Source organism: Butyrivibrio sp. XBB1001, from assembly GCF_000424505.1.
Classification (GTDB): Bacteria; Bacillota; Clostridia; order Lachnospirales; family Lachnospiraceae; genus Butyrivibrio.
The window spans coordinates 1-15,912 of record NZ_AUKA01000022.1; the positions used below are offsets into that span (position 1 = coordinate 1).

Annotated in this window: 21 protein-coding genes; 5 read left to right on the forward strand and 16 right to left on the reverse strand. The window is 37.1% G+C overall.

All coding sequences use genetic code 11. The annotated features are described in order from the left end of the window. Positions 1 to 106: 106 nt before the first annotated feature. Both G631_RS21015 and G631_RS0114660 read right to left on the reverse strand, forming a co-directional pair. Positions 107 to 280, reverse strand: a complete 174-nt coding sequence (locus G631_RS21015) for a hypothetical protein (RefSeq protein ID WP_155833940.1) — start codon at positions 278 to 280, stop codon at positions 107 to 109. A 42-nt stretch (positions 281 to 322) separates the two neighbouring features. After that, positions 323 to 715, reverse strand: a complete 393-nt coding sequence (locus G631_RS0114660; RefSeq protein WP_026490088.1) for a hypothetical protein — start codon at positions 713 to 715, stop codon at positions 323 to 325. 230 nt (positions 716 to 945) lie between these two features. Here G631_RS0114660 and G631_RS0114665 point away from each other — a divergent pair, with 230 nt between their 5' ends. After that, positions 946 to 1,221: a helix-turn-helix domain-containing protein gene (locus tag G631_RS0114665; RefSeq protein ID WP_026490089.1), complete on the forward strand. Its 276-nt coding sequence runs from the start codon at positions 946 to 948 to the stop codon at positions 1,219 to 1,221. Further along, the gene (locus tag G631_RS19395) at positions 1,214 to 2,425 is read left to right on the forward strand and encodes a type II toxin-antitoxin system HipA family toxin (protein ID WP_081671374.1); all 1,212 of its coding nucleotides are present in this window, start codon (positions 1,214 to 1,216) and stop codon (positions 2,423 to 2,425) included. Before G631_RS0114665 ends, G631_RS19395 begins: the two co-directional genes overlap by 8 nt. Positions 2,426 to 2,458: 33 nt before the next feature. Here the strand turns inward: G631_RS19395 and G631_RS0114675 are convergent, their stop codons facing one another. From G631_RS0114675 to G631_RS21020, 10 genes are all read right to left on the reverse strand, one after another. Continuing rightward, complete coding sequence (locus G631_RS0114675; protein WP_026490090.1) at positions 2,459 to 2,965, reverse strand: hypothetical protein; 507 nt, start codon at positions 2,963 to 2,965, stop codon at positions 2,459 to 2,461. A 15-nt stretch (positions 2,966 to 2,980) separates the two neighbouring features. Then, entirely contained in the window at positions 2,981 to 4,555 is a 1,575-nt protein-coding gene (locus G631_RS0114680) for a hypothetical protein (protein WP_026490091.1), read from the reverse strand. A 90-nt stretch (positions 4,556 to 4,645) separates the two neighbouring features. Continuing rightward, the gene (locus tag G631_RS0114685; RefSeq protein WP_026490092.1) at positions 4,646 to 5,416 is read right to left on the reverse strand and encodes a hypothetical protein; all 771 of its coding nucleotides are present in this window, start codon (positions 5,414 to 5,416) and stop codon (positions 4,646 to 4,648) included. 85 nt (positions 5,417 to 5,501) lie between these two features. Beyond that, positions 5,502 to 5,984: a hypothetical protein gene (locus G631_RS0114690; protein WP_026490093.1), complete on the reverse strand. Its 483-nt coding sequence runs from the start codon at positions 5,982 to 5,984 to the stop codon at positions 5,502 to 5,504. Positions 5,985 to 6,046: 62 nt separating this feature from the next. Next, positions 6,047 to 6,268, reverse strand: coding sequence for a hypothetical protein (locus tag G631_RS0114695; RefSeq protein WP_026490094.1), 222 nt, complete (start codon positions 6,266 to 6,268; stop codon positions 6,047 to 6,049). A 21-nt stretch (positions 6,269 to 6,289) separates the two neighbouring features. Continuing rightward, the gene (locus tag G631_RS0114700) at positions 6,290 to 6,856 is read right to left on the reverse strand and encodes a hypothetical protein (protein ID WP_051197296.1); all 567 of its coding nucleotides are present in this window, start codon (positions 6,854 to 6,856) and stop codon (positions 6,290 to 6,292) included. A 12-nt stretch (positions 6,857 to 6,868) separates the two neighbouring features. Continuing rightward, positions 6,869 to 7,180: a DUF6678 family protein gene (locus G631_RS0114705; protein WP_026490096.1), complete on the reverse strand. Its 312-nt coding sequence runs from the start codon at positions 7,178 to 7,180 to the stop codon at positions 6,869 to 6,871. Positions 7,181 to 7,741: 561 nt separating this feature from the next. After that, the gene (locus G631_RS0114710; RefSeq protein ID WP_026490097.1) at positions 7,742 to 9,784 is read right to left on the reverse strand and encodes a methyl-accepting chemotaxis protein; all 2,043 of its coding nucleotides are present in this window, start codon (positions 9,782 to 9,784) and stop codon (positions 7,742 to 7,744) included. A 244-nt stretch (positions 9,785 to 10,028) separates the two neighbouring features. Further along, complete coding sequence (locus tag G631_RS19400; RefSeq protein ID WP_051197298.1) at positions 10,029 to 10,844, reverse strand: MATE family efflux transporter; 816 nt, start codon at positions 10,842 to 10,844, stop codon at positions 10,029 to 10,031. A 14-nt stretch (positions 10,845 to 10,858) separates the two neighbouring features. Beyond that, positions 10,859 to 11,026 carry a hypothetical protein gene (locus G631_RS21020; RefSeq protein ID WP_155833941.1) on the reverse strand — a complete coding sequence of 56 codons (168 nt, stop codon included), beginning with the start codon at positions 11,024 to 11,026 and terminating at the stop codon, positions 10,859 to 10,861. A 469-nt stretch (positions 11,027 to 11,495) separates the two neighbouring features. On the opposite strand from G631_RS21020, the gene G631_RS0114730 reads away from it, so the two are divergent. Continuing rightward, entirely contained in the window at positions 11,496 to 11,705 is a 210-nt protein-coding gene (locus G631_RS0114730; protein WP_026490098.1) for a helix-turn-helix transcriptional regulator, read from the forward strand. Further along, positions 11,705 to 12,184: a hypothetical protein gene (locus tag G631_RS0114735; RefSeq protein WP_026490099.1), complete on the forward strand. Its 480-nt coding sequence runs from the start codon at positions 11,705 to 11,707 to the stop codon at positions 12,182 to 12,184. The genes G631_RS0114730 and G631_RS0114735 overlap by 1 nt, the downstream gene beginning before the upstream one ends. Positions 12,185 to 12,252: 68 nt before the next feature. Here the strand turns inward: G631_RS0114735 and G631_RS0114740 are convergent, their stop codons facing one another. The 3 genes from G631_RS0114740 to G631_RS0114750 are packed head-to-tail and all read right to left on the reverse strand — an operon-like array spanning position 12,253 to position 13,996. Beyond that, positions 12,253 to 12,438, reverse strand: a complete 186-nt coding sequence (locus tag G631_RS0114740) for a nitroreductase family protein (protein ID WP_026490100.1) — start codon at positions 12,436 to 12,438, stop codon at positions 12,253 to 12,255. Next, positions 12,422 to 13,102: a dihydrofolate reductase family protein gene (locus G631_RS0114745; protein WP_026490101.1), complete on the reverse strand. Its 681-nt coding sequence runs from the start codon at positions 13,100 to 13,102 to the stop codon at positions 12,422 to 12,424. The genes G631_RS0114740 and G631_RS0114745 overlap by 17 nt, the downstream gene beginning before the upstream one ends. A 3-nt stretch (positions 13,103 to 13,105) precedes the next feature. Next, complete coding sequence (locus G631_RS0114750; protein WP_026490102.1) at positions 13,106 to 13,996, reverse strand: AraC family transcriptional regulator; 891 nt, start codon at positions 13,994 to 13,996, stop codon at positions 13,106 to 13,108. A 791-nt stretch (positions 13,997 to 14,787) separates the two neighbouring features. Here G631_RS0114750 and G631_RS0114755 point away from each other — a divergent pair. Further along, on the forward strand, positions 14,788 to 15,345 hold the full coding sequence (locus G631_RS0114755; RefSeq protein WP_026490103.1) for a hypothetical protein: 558 nt from the start codon (positions 14,788 to 14,790) through the stop codon (positions 15,343 to 15,345). 187 nt (positions 15,346 to 15,532) lie between these two features. On the opposite strand, the gene G631_RS0114760 is transcribed toward G631_RS0114755, so the two are convergent. After that, the gene (locus tag G631_RS0114760; RefSeq protein WP_026490104.1) at positions 15,533 to 15,874 is read right to left on the reverse strand and encodes an arsenate reductase family protein; all 342 of its coding nucleotides are present in this window, start codon (positions 15,872 to 15,874) and stop codon (positions 15,533 to 15,535) included. Positions 15,875 to 15,912 lie beyond the last annotated feature (38 nt).

A 15,912-nucleotide genomic window follows, 5' to 3' on the forward strand; every position in this document is an offset into this window, starting at 1 on the left:
TCTATATCCGGCAGTAACACCCGCACGTTATATCGGTTATTTTCACACGCCATCGATGCCAATCCATCTTTGTTAACCGGGCGACTCGACAAACTTCGATTTGTATTTAGTAAAACTCAGTTAGCTTTCTATCCAATTCCCTGATTTCACCAGAAGTAATTTCTCTTAATAGCTTTATTTCTTCTATCAGCTTTTTACAGCACTGGGCATTTTTATCTTCATCCTCAATAGCCTGTTCAATTTTGAATTTTACTGGATCTAATAAGAAGTAGTTTTGCATTTTATTATTGCCTCACGTACCATCCTCTGCACTCTAGAAATATCAATTAATCTTCAATACTAGAAATATTAAAATTCCAAATAACATCATTACTGCTGTAAGCAGAACATCACAAATCGTAATATGTTCTCTCACATTTACAAGTCTAGGTTGTTTGCGGTTTACGTATATTGTATATTCACCTCCAACCTTATAATTTCTGAATTTACCAAACATTAATGAAATCAGAGATATCATTGCGGTTCCTTGATGTTCAGTACCATCGAGAATATAGCTGAAAACAAAGGCTTCGGATGATTTATGCGAGACTATCTCATCTAATCTAGCAATAACCGCTTCCTTACAATTCCACAAAGTATATAATCTAAATGGTGCTAGTATGATGAAAAATGCTGCCATCAGAGTCTTTGTAACAAACAGTATTATTTCATTCATTTTATTTATCTCTCCTGCTTATCCCACGTACTATGACGAAAAAATATTATCTTTCCGTCTATCAAATAATACAATAATTCCTTGCTAATTGTCCCATATACTTGGTGAGATAAAGTGTAGCGAAAAACATTAGTTTTATGATACAACTAAAGATAATAGATATTATAATAGTCATTTTGACTATAATATATAAAATTTGCTATAATAATAGCAATAGAAGGAGAATAATTATGGCAGAATTTATATGGGAAACTCCGACCGAGATAACACTTGATCTGGCAAAAAAGTTACAGAAAATCCGTAAAAGAAGGAAAATCACACAGAAGCAGCTTGCTGACAGGAGTAATGTCAGCTACGCGACTCTCAAAAAATTTGAACAGACCGGTCAGATATCACTTATTTCACTGGTAAAAATCACAATGGAACTTGGAATGGCAGATGAAATTAAGGCTCTTTTCTCCAAACCGGTCTATCTTAATATTGATGAGGTTCTAAACGATGAATAACAGAAAACTTGATGTTTACTATCATAATAAGCTTGTAGGCACGCTAGCTGAGATGCCAGACAAGCGTATTGCGTTTCAGTATAGTGATGACTGGGTTCGTGATGGCTTTTCAATAAGCCCACGCTCTCTTCCACTATCAAACATAGTGTATGTTCCACCAGAAAAAAATCGTGACATCTTCCATGGGCTTTTTGGAGTATTTGCTGATAGTCTACCTGATTCATGGGGAGAACTGCTATTTGACAGGTATCTTTCATCTGTTGGCATATATAGAGATCAGCTCACAATACTGGACAGGCTTGCATATGTCGGTACATCGGGAATGGGAGCTCTTGAGTATTATCCATCCAGAGAAACTGATTTTGATATAAATAATGCTGATCTTAACTATGATGAACTCGCCGTTGCCTGTGCAAACCTTATTTCATCCAAGCCGTCTGATCAGCTTGATCTATTATTTAAGATGGCTGGTTCTAGCGGAGGTACCAGACCTAAAATTCTTATGCACGAAGATAATGAATACTATATCATCAAATTTCCTGCTGCTAAGGATCCATCCGTATGCGGGAAAAGAGAATATGACTATTCTTTATGTGCAAAAAAATGCGGAATAGAAATGACTGACACATATCTTGTTCCTTCCAAAATGTGCGAGGGATATTTTAAGACTAAACGTTTCGACAGAGTATCTGGTGAAAAGATTTTTTCCATAACATTCGCCGCCCTTTTAGAAGCGGATTTTAGAGCTCCATCCTGTGATTATTCCGCATATATGCGGCTTATCCAGATTCTAACTAAGGATAACACTCATGATAAAGAGCAAATGTTCCTTACCATGTGTTTTAATACTCTTTGCCATAACAGGGATGACCACACCAAGAATTTTTCATTTATCTATACTGAAGGCCATAGTTGGAGGCTTGCTCCGGCATACGATCTGACATACAGCACAACTTATTTTGGTGAGCAGACTACTTCAGTAAATGGAAAAGGAAAGGATGTCATGGATGAAAATCTAGTTAAAATTGGCGTCGACGCTGGGCTTTCTAAAGAGTACTGTATAACCAGCCTTGAACGTATTAAAGAATTTACTCAGGACGACTTAGGGATATATCTTGATTCAAAGCATTTTCGTAAAAGAAAAAAGGAGCCGCTTTCTAAAAGAATTTCAGAAATAGCAGATAAAAGCTCTCGGAATCTCTAAACAGGATTATTTATCAGTAATCCTGTAACAATCTCAGTCATCTTTCTCTTTTTTTCCAACAATCATTACACAGATTGCCTCTGACTCATAACCGTCAAGATCATCTTCTTCAAGCCAGGTGGGTTCATCATCGCGGAACTTGTGAAATCTCATGGTGATGTTCCCATCCTTTTCAGCGATTACAATATGAAACTCTTCTCGGGGAAATAAATTACTAAGCTTCATAGCCCACATGTCTGCTATAGTGAATGCCAGCTTGAGTCTTTCGTCATCGTTTTCCACTTCAAAAAAATCATTAATACGGCAATCACTACATCCGGCCTCAAGATAAGTAGCATAATCGTGCATTTCAAGCATTCTATCACGATCCAGATTGGCATACTTCTCCCCATCGCGGATGCGCATAAAATAAAATCCTGATGCTTCATAGAACTCAGGCCAAAGAACAGATAATTCGCCTTTAATCTCGATGCTGTTGCTCAGGTCTTTAAGTTTATCCATCTTTTCTTTCATTGCAGAATTATGTATATTAGTAATCATAAATACCTCATCAATTTATAAGCTGATATGGATCTTGTAGAGCCTAACCTTATCTTCAGGCTTCATACCTCTGGTGTTATCAGCTCCGTGCATCATGGAACTGGTCACCACGTACATATTATCATCTGCATCAAAGAACCAGTTCACGTACTTGCCGACAATGCTGTAGGACTTCAGGCGGTTTAGGTCATAATCGAAAACATGCACATATCTGCTGGTTCCGATTATCAAAAGTTTCCTGCCGCCGACAGTTCTTTTCTCAATAAAAGTGCACTTATCAGGAAGCCTGTCGTCTATGGTTATGATCTTCTCGCTTAGATCAATGACATGATCCCCGTACACCACTATGTCCTTCTCCTCGATATATGCAAAGTCTGCAAACAACACAGGGAAAGGCATTTTCAAAAAATCTATCGGAATCATCTCATCTCGTACAAGCTCGTAGTTGCTGTCCCAGAACTCAAATCTCGCGTACTGTTCGTTACTGCCGGTTCCGTATTCCGTATAGTAGGAAGGGCGAATGATAAAATCTCCCTGCCTTTTCTCCTGTGTCGCCTCGTAGCGTTTAACAAAGACGCCCTTATCTGTTTTTGTGACGTCCTGGAAATAGTACTTCGGAAGTCTGCTACTGTCGATTCGGGAAAAGAACTCTCCAAATTCGTAGGGTGGATTGGAAAGCTTTTCTTCCGGAATGATCCCGAGTCCGTTAATCTTTTCTATCGTATTTTTATCTTTTGTGCTGAAATGGCAATAAGCAGGCGGCTCAAGAAAATCCAGCCACATGTCCTCAGAACCTTTTTGGTGGAACATTATCCAGATATTGGTGTTCTTCGGGCTCTTCGTATAATCATGGATCGGTATGTAATAATTGTACACCCTCTTCAGATAAGGAACTGGGCCTTCGGCGATCTGATAGCAGTTTACTCTTCCGTAGTCCAGCTCTCCTTCGCTTGGCTCAACGGTTCTTATGATTCCGTCATAATTGTCTGCCGGTGAAGGTGCGACGTAGTAAAAGACAGCTGCTCCGGGAAATTCCTCCAAAAGCTCAGCTTTCTCTGATGAAATCTTATTCTTGGCTTTTTCCTTTTTGATATCGCTAAGAACTGCCTCTTTATCCGGGATCAACTTGTCAGGCATTTCCTTATACATAAGCATATCCGAATAAAGCGGAAGTCCGCATATAGCGCTGATACTGTCGATTGCCTCGGGTGCTGTCATCTCTTTTTTGACGAGATATCTGAAGGCCTTGGCGTCCTTGTCATCGAGCCTTAAGGCATCAACCATGACAGGAACCTTTTTGGAAAAGACCCTTCCATAATTTATGCTGTAGAATGCAGCTTTTTTGCCTTCCACGTTTACGTTCAGCTCAAAAACATCGTCATCAAAATAGTTCACTGAAATGACAGGCGTATTAAGCTCCTTGGAAAGATCCCTTGCCATTTTCGCCAGCTTGTTAAAATTCAAGGTCATTTCATCTTCGTAAACAGTATCCCAACCATCAGCAACCCTGACTACGGAATATCCTGGCGCTACGGAATAAGCTCTTTTGTCCGGATTATAGATGTGTAGATTGCAAAGTTTAGTCCCCATTTTTCATACTCCTTCTCTACGATTTTGCTGACCCAAGCAAAATCGCTTTATCATAATCATTTCAAAATCATTCAAAGATTAGAATGCGAACTACTCTTCTTCAGCAAGCTGCATCAAAATAGGCTTGGCATCGATACTGGTGTCATTCAAATTGCATCTCATCTTGTCTGCAAGATCAAGATTGGAAAGTATCTCTTCCTTTGTTATTTTCAGGCTCCTTTTGCTCTTGATCAGGTCTTCATGAACTTTGCCATCCGCACGATACGAAATAAACGAATATTGCACACTATTGATAAACCATGCTATTCTTACATCGAGGTCCTTAGATCGCTTTTCCTGGCAGAATCTGCCGTACATTTCTTTATAGTCTTCACGGCTATCAACTTTTAACAACTCCGGAAGAATATACTGCTCGAAATCATCTCTTATATATTTCTTGATCTCTTCAACAGGCATATCTACGGGCATTCCATCCCTGAACCCGCCTATATTGTAGCCTTCAACATTATACAAAGGTGAGCACATTCCAAAATACGGCAAGAAATAATTGCTATCTATCTTCATCTCACCTATTCCGTATTTTGGTTTTGCTCCATTCCTTCCATCATGCAAACTGATACGAAAACCAAAGGATACTCCAGACAATATATTGTTAAATCTGTTTCCATCCATGTGGATGACCAATTTCTCTCCGTCAGACAACTTCCTGCACCAGGTATTTCCACCTACAGTAAAACCATGTTCTTTTAACATAGGCTTAATAAGTTCTTTGACCACTGCATCCCTTATCTCAAATGGATTAGATTTGGTCAGGCGACTAGCCTCATTGTACACATCTTCGAAAGTCAGGTCTTCTTTCATGTATTTTCTCTCCTTTATTTTTTTCATACTTCCTTAAAATACTCAAATATATCATCATCATGACAATCTGCTAAACAGTATTAAATCATTCCATAATCGTACCGTCAGTTAATGATATCTTTCTCTCAATCCACCCACCGGGCGGATCCATCTCGCACAAAATCATCATAGTGTTATCTTTTATACAATTACAAACCACGCCATCTACTGCCACTGAATCACTTTCCCATAGCTGTTCGAGATCGTGACTAAAAGCCACGATGTTTTCACAACCAAGAACGTACAAGGCATTTTTATCAATTTCAAAATATCCAAAATAGCCTTTTATTTTAATATTTCTGACACAATAATCGCTAAGGCTGATTACATATATTCCTTCATAATAATTTCCTATGATTGCATAATCATTGAAAATAATAGCATCAGTAAAGAAATCATATCTGTTTATTTCTACTGTTACAACGGGTTCCTTGCCACTATAGATAATGTACGTTTTTCCATTTCCTAATTCAATTTTCTTTATATTATCAATAACGTATTCTTCAGAATCATCTATATGATACTTCACGCGGTTTACTCCCAAAATTGAACATAAAACTGTAAGATTTTAATTACTCATTTTATTTACGCTTAATTGTTATAGAACTTCATGGCTTTTTCATTGATTTTTGCCGAATCCATCAATGAAAGGATATGCAGTATGGCACTTTTAGAGTTACCTACTTCTTCCAAATTAAGCAATTCTTCATTTTCAGAATCTTTAAGAAATAAATCATTGAGCTTGTTAGAGTACTCATCCCAATACTCGAATCCCACTATATAAAGTAGTGCATAAACATATAATTCTTCCATTTATTTATCTCACCTATGACATCATTCTGAATGTGATTCAAGCCATTTCGTATACTTATCGCCATCATCCGTTTTTGTATTATATTTCTGCAGATTCTTTGCATCTGGAAATTGCTTCATAAATTCAAGATATAGCTCGTGATCTCTGGTGAAAAACAGCAATAATCCACTATCCCATGCCACAAGCTCAAAAACTGCCAATGGATGCTGTATTGACAATTCCGGCAACCAAAAACCTTTGTATCCGTCTGCATAAGGCTTTGGATATCTTAGTACTTCTTTTTCTTCAACGTCAGGTTTAAATCCTGACAAAACAGCCCATATCCACTGAAAATCATCTTCTTCAACAATCTTTGTTAATTCCTGTCCGCTTATCCATACGTGCCTATCAGGATTGTTGAGTCTAACATAGACCTCATCATTTCTTGGACAGGCTTCTATATCTGTAATCAGCAGATTGTACTGGTTCTGAAAATCGCCCATTGCAGAAAATATCTCTCTTAAAAAGGTATATCGTCTATTTCCTCCTTCAAGGATTGCTCCCCATACCTGATTATTTTCTTCTCTAAACAAATCAAAAAAGTTCATAATTATTCTCACTTAGTTAATATAGTCCACATCTGTTTTGTAGCCATATATCGTGACAATGTCGTCCTTGATTTCACCGGGTACATGAATAGAACGTAATTTTTCCAAGACATAATCTTTATTTTCAAAAGTAAGCTCTATCTGTAGATAATCTATGTCTTCCCAATTTCTGGGTTCGCATCCAAAGTGTGACCAAGTTCCTTCCCATGAGCATAAATAACCATTTATATCTTTAGTTCTCCATCTGATTAAGATGCTATCTTTATGACATTCATTGTCGTAGTAGAATGCCCTGAAAATCTCATTCCATTTTGTGTTGTTCATACCTTATAACTCCTGCCATCGTATGCAGTCCGATCTGTAAGTTAGTACCTACTCATAATACATCATTACAGTATGTTTTGTTGTAGTAAAGTGAAGCGAAAAACATTAGTTTTATGCTACGCCTAAAGGGAAATTTGCCCTAAAATAATTGCACATGTCTATTTAACGCTTTTTCTATCGTTTCAGTATACAGTCCAATATACGTCTGAGCAGTTGAAACTGAACTATGCTGCAATAATCGCTGCACGAGGATAATATCGTGATCATTGTTTTCATATATCTCAGTAGCGAATTACTTCCTAAATGAGTGGGTTCCAATGTTCTCATATAAAAATCCGGATACCATGGTCTTTTCAGTCCATTGATATCCGGATAATCCCTTAACTATTATGTATTTCGGATCATCTGTTTTATAGTATTATACCTCAAAATAACTTCCAAAAAAGAACGCCAAGAGCCTGATATATTAAGGCTTTTGGCGTCTTTAGTTGGTATTAAAACTGTCAAAGACAGGATTTTATCAGTGAAATTACTATTAAATCACGATTGATTTTGCATTTCTTATCGTATGGTAAATCTGCTTAGCAGCTCATTGATGGATATAGCTGAATCAGATACGGAATTTGCAACATTCTCAACACCCTTTGATTCATCAGCAATCTCCTGAGCACTTACTGCCAAATTGGCTACAGTAGCTGTTATTTCTTCAGAACTAGCTGACTGTTGCTCAGATATAGCGGCAACACTTGATGCTATATCATTTACATTTGCCATCATTCCAATCATGTTGCGCATTGTGTCTGCTGTACTATTGAGCTCCTGATTGATCTTACTAAAGCTATCTCCAGCTTTTGAAACTGCTCCACTACTATTGGTAATAGCCTCCATATTTGCCTGAGATTTCTCGGCAAGATCTTTAATAAGATTTGTGATCTCTGCGATAATATCGCTGATTTCTTTAGCAGCTTCCTGGCTGTTTTGAGCAAGTTTACCGATTTCATCAGCAACAACAGCAAAGCCTTTTCCGGCTTCTCCGGCTCTTGCAGCTTCAATACTTGCATTAAGTGACAGAAGGTTTGTCTGTTCAGAAATAGAATCAATCATCCCTACTATTTCAGTAATCTTATCTGCAGAATCTCCTACTGTAGAAACCACATCATTCATATCACTCATGGAAGATGTTATTACTTCCATATTCTTCTGAACATTGCTCATATCATTCTGTCCAACTTCAGCCTGATCTACAAGACTTAGCATTATCTCATTTGTCTTATTTCCATTATCGGTTAATTCTGCAACTGACTGTGCAAGCATAGTTGCATTATTAGCAAGTTCTCCTACTGCATTTGAAATATCATCCATTGTTGTCTGGATTTGTTCCATCGATTTAGACTGCTCATTAGCTCCTTCAGTCATCTTACTTGAAGCATCCTTTGAAGAGTTTGAGTCAAATTGTAGTTGTTCCGCTCTCTCCTGTATATTAGAAATTGTATCATTCATTACTTGAACATAATTTTCCATTTCTTTGCTAATAAGACCAATTTCATCACCTTTATCCTGAGGCATCTGCGTAGTAAAATCCCCTGATGAAATCTTAAGTATACTATTAGAAAGACTATTAACAGGCTTAGTAATAACTTTGCTTATTGTGATCAAAATAATAACTGTGATTATGAAAATCAATGCAATCATAGCAATCATTGCAATAATCATAAATCTGTTGGATGATGCCAAAACATCATTTACAGGAACAGAAGAAACCATATTCCAACTTGTACCCTGAATATTATAGTAGCAAACATAATATTCAAGTCCGCTTAACGGATTTTTTATTTTTGTAACCGCAGTACTACCGGAATCAATATATGCTTTAACGCTAGATAGAAAAGCATTTCCTGATTCAGATATTTTTTTACCATTTAAATCCTGATTAACATAGCTGATAATGTAATCCCCGGCAAGTATCATAGAATTACCTGTTTTCATGGGAGTATATTTTGATGCTTCATTCTGAATATCACCAAGGAAAACGTCAACAGCACAAACTCCTTCCATTCCATTATAAAAACTGTTCTGTCTTACAAAAGAGACACAAAGCTGCCCGGTAGATGAATCAACATAAGGGTCAGATTCAATAAATGTCTCATGTCCTTGTGCAAGTTTATACCAATCTCTTTGTGTAGGCTTCCAGTCAGGAGCCTGTATGGTATGATTGGCAAAAACATAAGTATCATCCTCATAACCAATGTAAATTCCTGTATTGTTAATGATTGTGTAATTTGTAGAGGGCTCAATATATTTTAGAATTGCTTCCTCATCTTCAAAAGGAACCTGTTCCATGGTATCACAATATTGACCAAATTTTGCCAACAGCATTCTGAATCCGGTTCCTATATTGTAAGCATTAGCCTGTGTTTCAGCCTGAAGATCCATAAGAGATACATCTTCAATTGTAGCTTTAGCATTGAATGATAGAATAAGAATAATTGCAACTACTCCAATGATAATCACAGGCAGTAAACACATCAATAATGTTTTTCCAATACTTTTTTTTACACTCGAATTGTTTTTTCCATTATTTCCAATAGTTGAAGCTGTTCCCATTTTTACCCTCCATTTATAAATGTATTAATAAACATTATTGTACGTAGATTCATATACAAATATATTTTACATGTATATATATAAATAATAAATTTAACCATAATTAAACTTTTGTTAAACTTGCGTAAATAAACGCATTTTTTGAATCTAAATTCGTCTGTTTTTTATTGCACGGGAGTTTGACACCTAAATCATATCAAAAATTGTCTACAAAAATCTCCCACCTCAATCGCGAACCTCCACATCACGCCAATATCCTTTTATTATCTGCCCAATACCAGCCATATAGCAGTATTGCTCTAAGGATATTATCCGATATCATGCATATCCACGCTATTTCTATTCCAAATCCTAATACATGAACAAATATAAATACCCCCAGGACTCTCACAAACCATTGCGTAAATCCTGATACCACCAATGGAATCTTGGTTTTCCCAATTCCATTAAATGCATATTGCATGACTATGGAGATTCCGAACATAGGCTCATTTATTGCAACAATACGCAGAAGCTTCAGCGCCAGAATAAGTGCACCTGCATCATTTGTAAAAAATGAAATAATTCCATCGGCACATATCAGTAATATTCCTGTTGCTATCATCATAATGAATACAATAATCACGCAGACCATGTTGGTTTGCCTGTTTAGTTTTTTTAGATTTCCTTCACCTCTTACATTGCCGGAAAGGGATGCAACAGCGCTGGCCATTCCGACAGCAGGGATGTAAAAAGCCGATTCGGCCGTAAATGCAATAGAGTGGGCAGCGTATATTTCTGTTCCGAGAGGAACTACCATAGCAGTAAAAATGACTCTTCCAAGGCTTGTAACTACAGATGTCAGAAAAGCAGGTATGCCAACCAAAATATACTGCCCTATAATTTCTTTTCCTTCAGCCCTCAGAAAATTGTCCTTGATATCAGCCTTTGCTATCATCGCAGTATCCTTATGCTTTTCATTGAAAAACAGCATAAGGATTCCGCCTGTCATAGTGGCAATTGCAGTTGCATAGGCTGCTCCCATAACACCAAGATTGCCTCTTCTGATATTTATTTCCATTACTGAAAAGCTTACTAAAATGTAACTTCATTTGTAATTCCTATAGTTGCCGATGCCTCTATACCAAGCTTCCCCACCATAATAAAATCGGCATAATTGACAAGTGCCTGGAACGAGTATTCAATAATTGCTGGTATGATAAGGATGATTATCTCCTTAACCAGTTTTCTATTTCCTGTCATATTTCATTTTTTCTCCCGTTAGAACATATCAATGATATTGAAAAAGGGAGCTGCGAAAAGCTCCCTGGACTTAAAAATTATTAGATCACATAGGAATCCGCCGGCATGATCCTGGATAAAAACTGTCGTGTACGTTCCTCCTTCGGACGATAGAATCTCATTTCCCCCAAAATTCATAAGACCACCTTAAATTTTGCTGACCATTTATTCCCGTAAACTGAAAAAACCGAAGGAAAATGAGCTACCCGATGATAGTAGTCATTCGCCTCCGGTTGTCCAGTCAGCAACTTGTTTTGTTGTTAAGAAGACAATACTCTGAGCCGTTGCATTGCACAATTAAGTAGTTATTATGGTTAGCAATAAGAATTCATTATCATATAAAAAATAATGCAAAGTTAGCTTGACATAATATGCAAAGTAAACTATACTGAATTTGCAAAGTGAACTTAGCAAGAGTATGGAGGCTGTCATGAAAAACAAAATAAAGGAGTTAAGGAAAGTGAATAAACTTTCGCAATCTGAACTAGCTGATATTGTTGGAACTACGCGTCAGACAATTACCTCTATAGAGGTAGGAAAATATACAGCGTCTCTGATATTAGCGTATAAGATTGCACATCACTTCAATATGAACATTGAGGAAGTATTTGATTTTGAGAGCTTGGAGGAAGAAGACTAATGAATAACAAAAAAATGAATCAGATGAGAGAATCAATTAAAAAACAGAATTTTGCATATGTTGGAATTATACTACTTAGTGCAGCATTGTATTTTGTGTCACAGAGACCAACTATAACTGCAAGGTATGCAACATCTAATTATGCTGATTTCATGCAGGGATTTGTAATAGGAATGGTAATCGTATTGGACATCATAAGTATTTATCATCTTGTAAAGTATTCAAATGCTCTTAAGGATGATAAGAAACTTACACAAATCTATAACGAAATGCATGATGAGCGTATGTGTCATATCGAATCACTATCTGGGAAGTTTACAGTAAAGTTTGCAGCTATTTTCCTATTATTATTTGCAATAGTAGTAAGCTTTTTCAGTTTTGAAGCAGCAATTGCTATTATGGCAGCATTGTTTATACTGGGGATTGCCAAGAAAGTAAGCATGATACACTATACTAGAACATATACGGGCGAGGAATAAAAAGAAAAGGCTCAAGTTTCTACGAAGCTTGAGTCTTTTCTTTTTGTACTTCATTTGTAAGCAACCAACTAGAGGGCTGATTCAGAATATACAATATATTTCCAGGGCTGTCTGTTCTTAGCAGAAGGTGCCTTCAAAGCTGCTTCTACAAGCATTTCTATCTGATCTTTTGAAACTTCCACTTCCTTGTATTTCCTGATGCTACGTCTTTCAATGATACTATCCATCTGTCCACCATTATTTAGCCACTTCATATTTTAGCCTGATATATGAATCTTCAAGTTTCTCACAATCCACAAGGCGTAATACTCCAAGTTTATCCAAATCTTTTCTGTCAGTGATTGATTCTCCATCTATCAAGGTTGATGTAGCTTTTCCTCCGACAAGGACAGGTGCCACAACTATATCAACGTAATCAAATAGCTTATTCCTAAGAAATAATCCATTTATCGTCCCGCCGCTTTGAATTGTGATTCGCTCACATCCATATTTATCTTTAAGTTCAGAAAGCGCCCTCTCAAGTGATAATTCTTCTTGGAGAATAATCCCCATATTATCAGCTTCTACATTAAATGCCGGGTGATTTCGATTTGCCGTTATGAGCACGAACTTTTTTGATAATTCGCAGAAATACTTTATTCCATGTTCGTCCAAATGAGAATTGTCTATGAGCACAAATGAAACTGGTGTTTTTACCGGCATAGCTTTCTCATTAACCCCAAGCTTAGCCTGTACTCTTCCGGTATTAAGTGACCATAAATCTGTTGTCTGTTCTATCTCATAGTATTGATGCAGTCCTTCTTTCAAGCCTTCGATGATTGGAAAGTCTCTATCCACATCTAAAAGATCTGATGCTCCGGTACTTATTTTCCCATCAACAGACATAAGCATGAACAATGTTGTGATTGGTCTATCCATCTATTACCTCTTTCTTACAGGAATCCAAAGTTCACAGAAGAGGTCCTTATGCTCACTATCAAAGTACAGCTCGTAATCAGTCTCTTCAGATGCTTCGTAGCCGGATTGTGGAAGGAACTCTTTATAAAACTGAGACCAGGTTTTAGCTATGCAGTCTCCGTTTTCACCCTTACACTCAAAAACTACATATGTACCTGGATTGACATCCCAGATTCTAAAGCCTGCTTTCTTGATTTCTTCCGGATTGTAATCGGCAGTATCCTCATCAACGATGATTCCAATACCATAATCAAAAGTATCAGAGTCTTCAGTAGTTGGTGAGCATAGCCCGTATAGGTCACGTTTTCCATCCTCCCTAAGCATCCATATAGGAGCAAGCATCTGCTTGGCATTGCACTCTGCCCAGAAATCCGCCACATCATGATTGGCCTCATCATTTATGATTTCTGTTTTAAAACTCCTTACCAATGCTATAAATTTCTTCGCTTCTGCTTGTACGATTTTGTATTCCATTGTTTTTCCTCCATCTACTGTAATTTTTATTACAAGAGGATTGAAAAGTACTAATTTGGCATTACCTTCCCTGGCAACACTGGGTGATATGCCATGGAAACGGGTAAAAGCCTTGGTGAAACTTTCCGGTGTATCGTACCCATACTTCAGTGCAATATCGGTGATTCTGATATCAGTATCTACTATTTCACTTCCGGCTAGAGATAATCTTCGATTTCGGATATAAGCATTCGCTGTGATTCCTGTCAGAAAGCTGAAAGCTCTATGAAACTCGTAGCTTGAAATGTGCACATGCTTTGCAACATCTTCATAATTGAACTCTTCGAGAAGATGCTCTTCCATATAGGTAATTGCTTTTTGCAATGACGATATCCACTCCATACTTTTTTTCTCCTGTTGATGCAATTATAGATGGGATGAAAAAATGTTACATTTCCTACTTTGCGTAGTTTTGTCAGCTATAGTAACAGTTCGAAAACCACGATTGAACAAAATCGCTGCGCGATGGCCTGCCTAGGCTGTGTGCAGTGATTTTGTTAAATTTGAAGTTGCACTTTTGCCAATCTATTTATTGCCATTTGCTATTATCGATAATTATCTAGCGTTTTATAGTGCGGTTTTTACTGCTTACTTTTTAAATCAATAAATATCTCCGTAAACCATAAAAATCATTACTGCTAGAATGATAAAATAGCTATTTTTTTAGTAACCCTAAGCTGTTTTTGAAGTAAAATTTAAAAGGTTTTGTTTGATTCTTACTGTCATATTAGGAAAAAGAGAATCAAAACCGTAACAAGCCATGATATTTTTCGTTCAAGATAGAATAATAAGAGGCAAAAAAGTACACGATAGACAATGTTTTTTATTGGGTAGGCAATAATATGAAGAAGCATAAAAAATATGGTATTTATGTTTCCGCCAATGAAAAACATGTTCTATTAAGCAAATGGAAGACACTTTTTGGCGGAATGATCATGATTTGCCTTGGTATATTCGTGTTTATATATTTTAGTCACTTATAAAAAATTTTTTGCCACAAATAATAGCCATTCCACTACAGTTTGCTATCACTGATGAATTAGATACATTTATTTCACTCAAATGCCTGTTAATACAATGCCTTGCCTGGCGTATACTCTTTTTATGAAAAACAAAAAGGGTGGTAACTTCCAATGAAAGACGTTGTAGCATTCGTAAAAAAATATTATCCAAAGATCGAAGAAACCGGTCTTACAATCAATAGTACTGAGTTCTCAGTTATATCTGGTTTAAAAGGCTTTAATGAGGATGGCATGCTGGAATCTGAAGATGAGAAATGGCTTTTGGATTTTCTTTTTATGTTTATCCAGACTCCTGATGCTCTTAATATGGACTTTGAAGGCCTCGGATATGAATTCTTTGTAAAGCAGGTCCAGGAGCTTTCAGGAAATGAAATTGTTTTTGAAGATGCCGTTACTAAAATTGATCCTGAAGTTGAAGAAAGCGGCCAGGGTACATGTGAGATTTCCTTTAAATGTAATGGCAAACCCTATTCATTTACTGCTGTTTTCAATTATGATTGGTTTGATCCCAAGTTCTTAACATTCTTAAACTCAGTTCTTGAAGACCAGAAGATTGAAAAAAGACTCATGGCATTCGGAAGCTGGAACATCTGCATGATCACACTTCAGACCCCAGCATGGATGGAGAAATTCAAGACACTACTTCCCATGGATATCGAAATATTCTGATCGTCATACACATGTATATGACTCCCGTGGATAATACATACACACCCCCTACTTAAACGAAAAGGAGCAGAATCCCCCAGATTTCTGCTCCTTTCTAGCGTTATCATCTCAAAAAAAAACCCATACTCATGTCTCTGACATATTGAATACTGATATGACCACCACTATACCCCGGTAAGAAACTTCCCTACTCCCACTTCTTCCACACATCCGGCTGATAGCCGAGGGTGGACTGCTTACCGTTTCTGACGACCGGTGTCTTGATCACCTGCGGATTCACAAGGATTTTCTCAAGCTTATCCTCTTCTGCGATATACCGGATCAACAAGAGAGTATCCTGATCCTTGCAGTTAAGATCCAGCATGGCATCAATACCACCGTTTGCTTGGGCAACAGAGGTGAACTCACCTTTGCTCATGCCCTTCTCCTTCATGTCGATGAACTGGTATTTGATACCCCGCTCCTTGAAGAAGCGCTCCGCTTTCTTTGTATCATTGCATTTCTTTGTCCCAAAAATCTGTATATTCATTAGATCAGTATTCCTCCAAAATGGTCGATATATGCAAA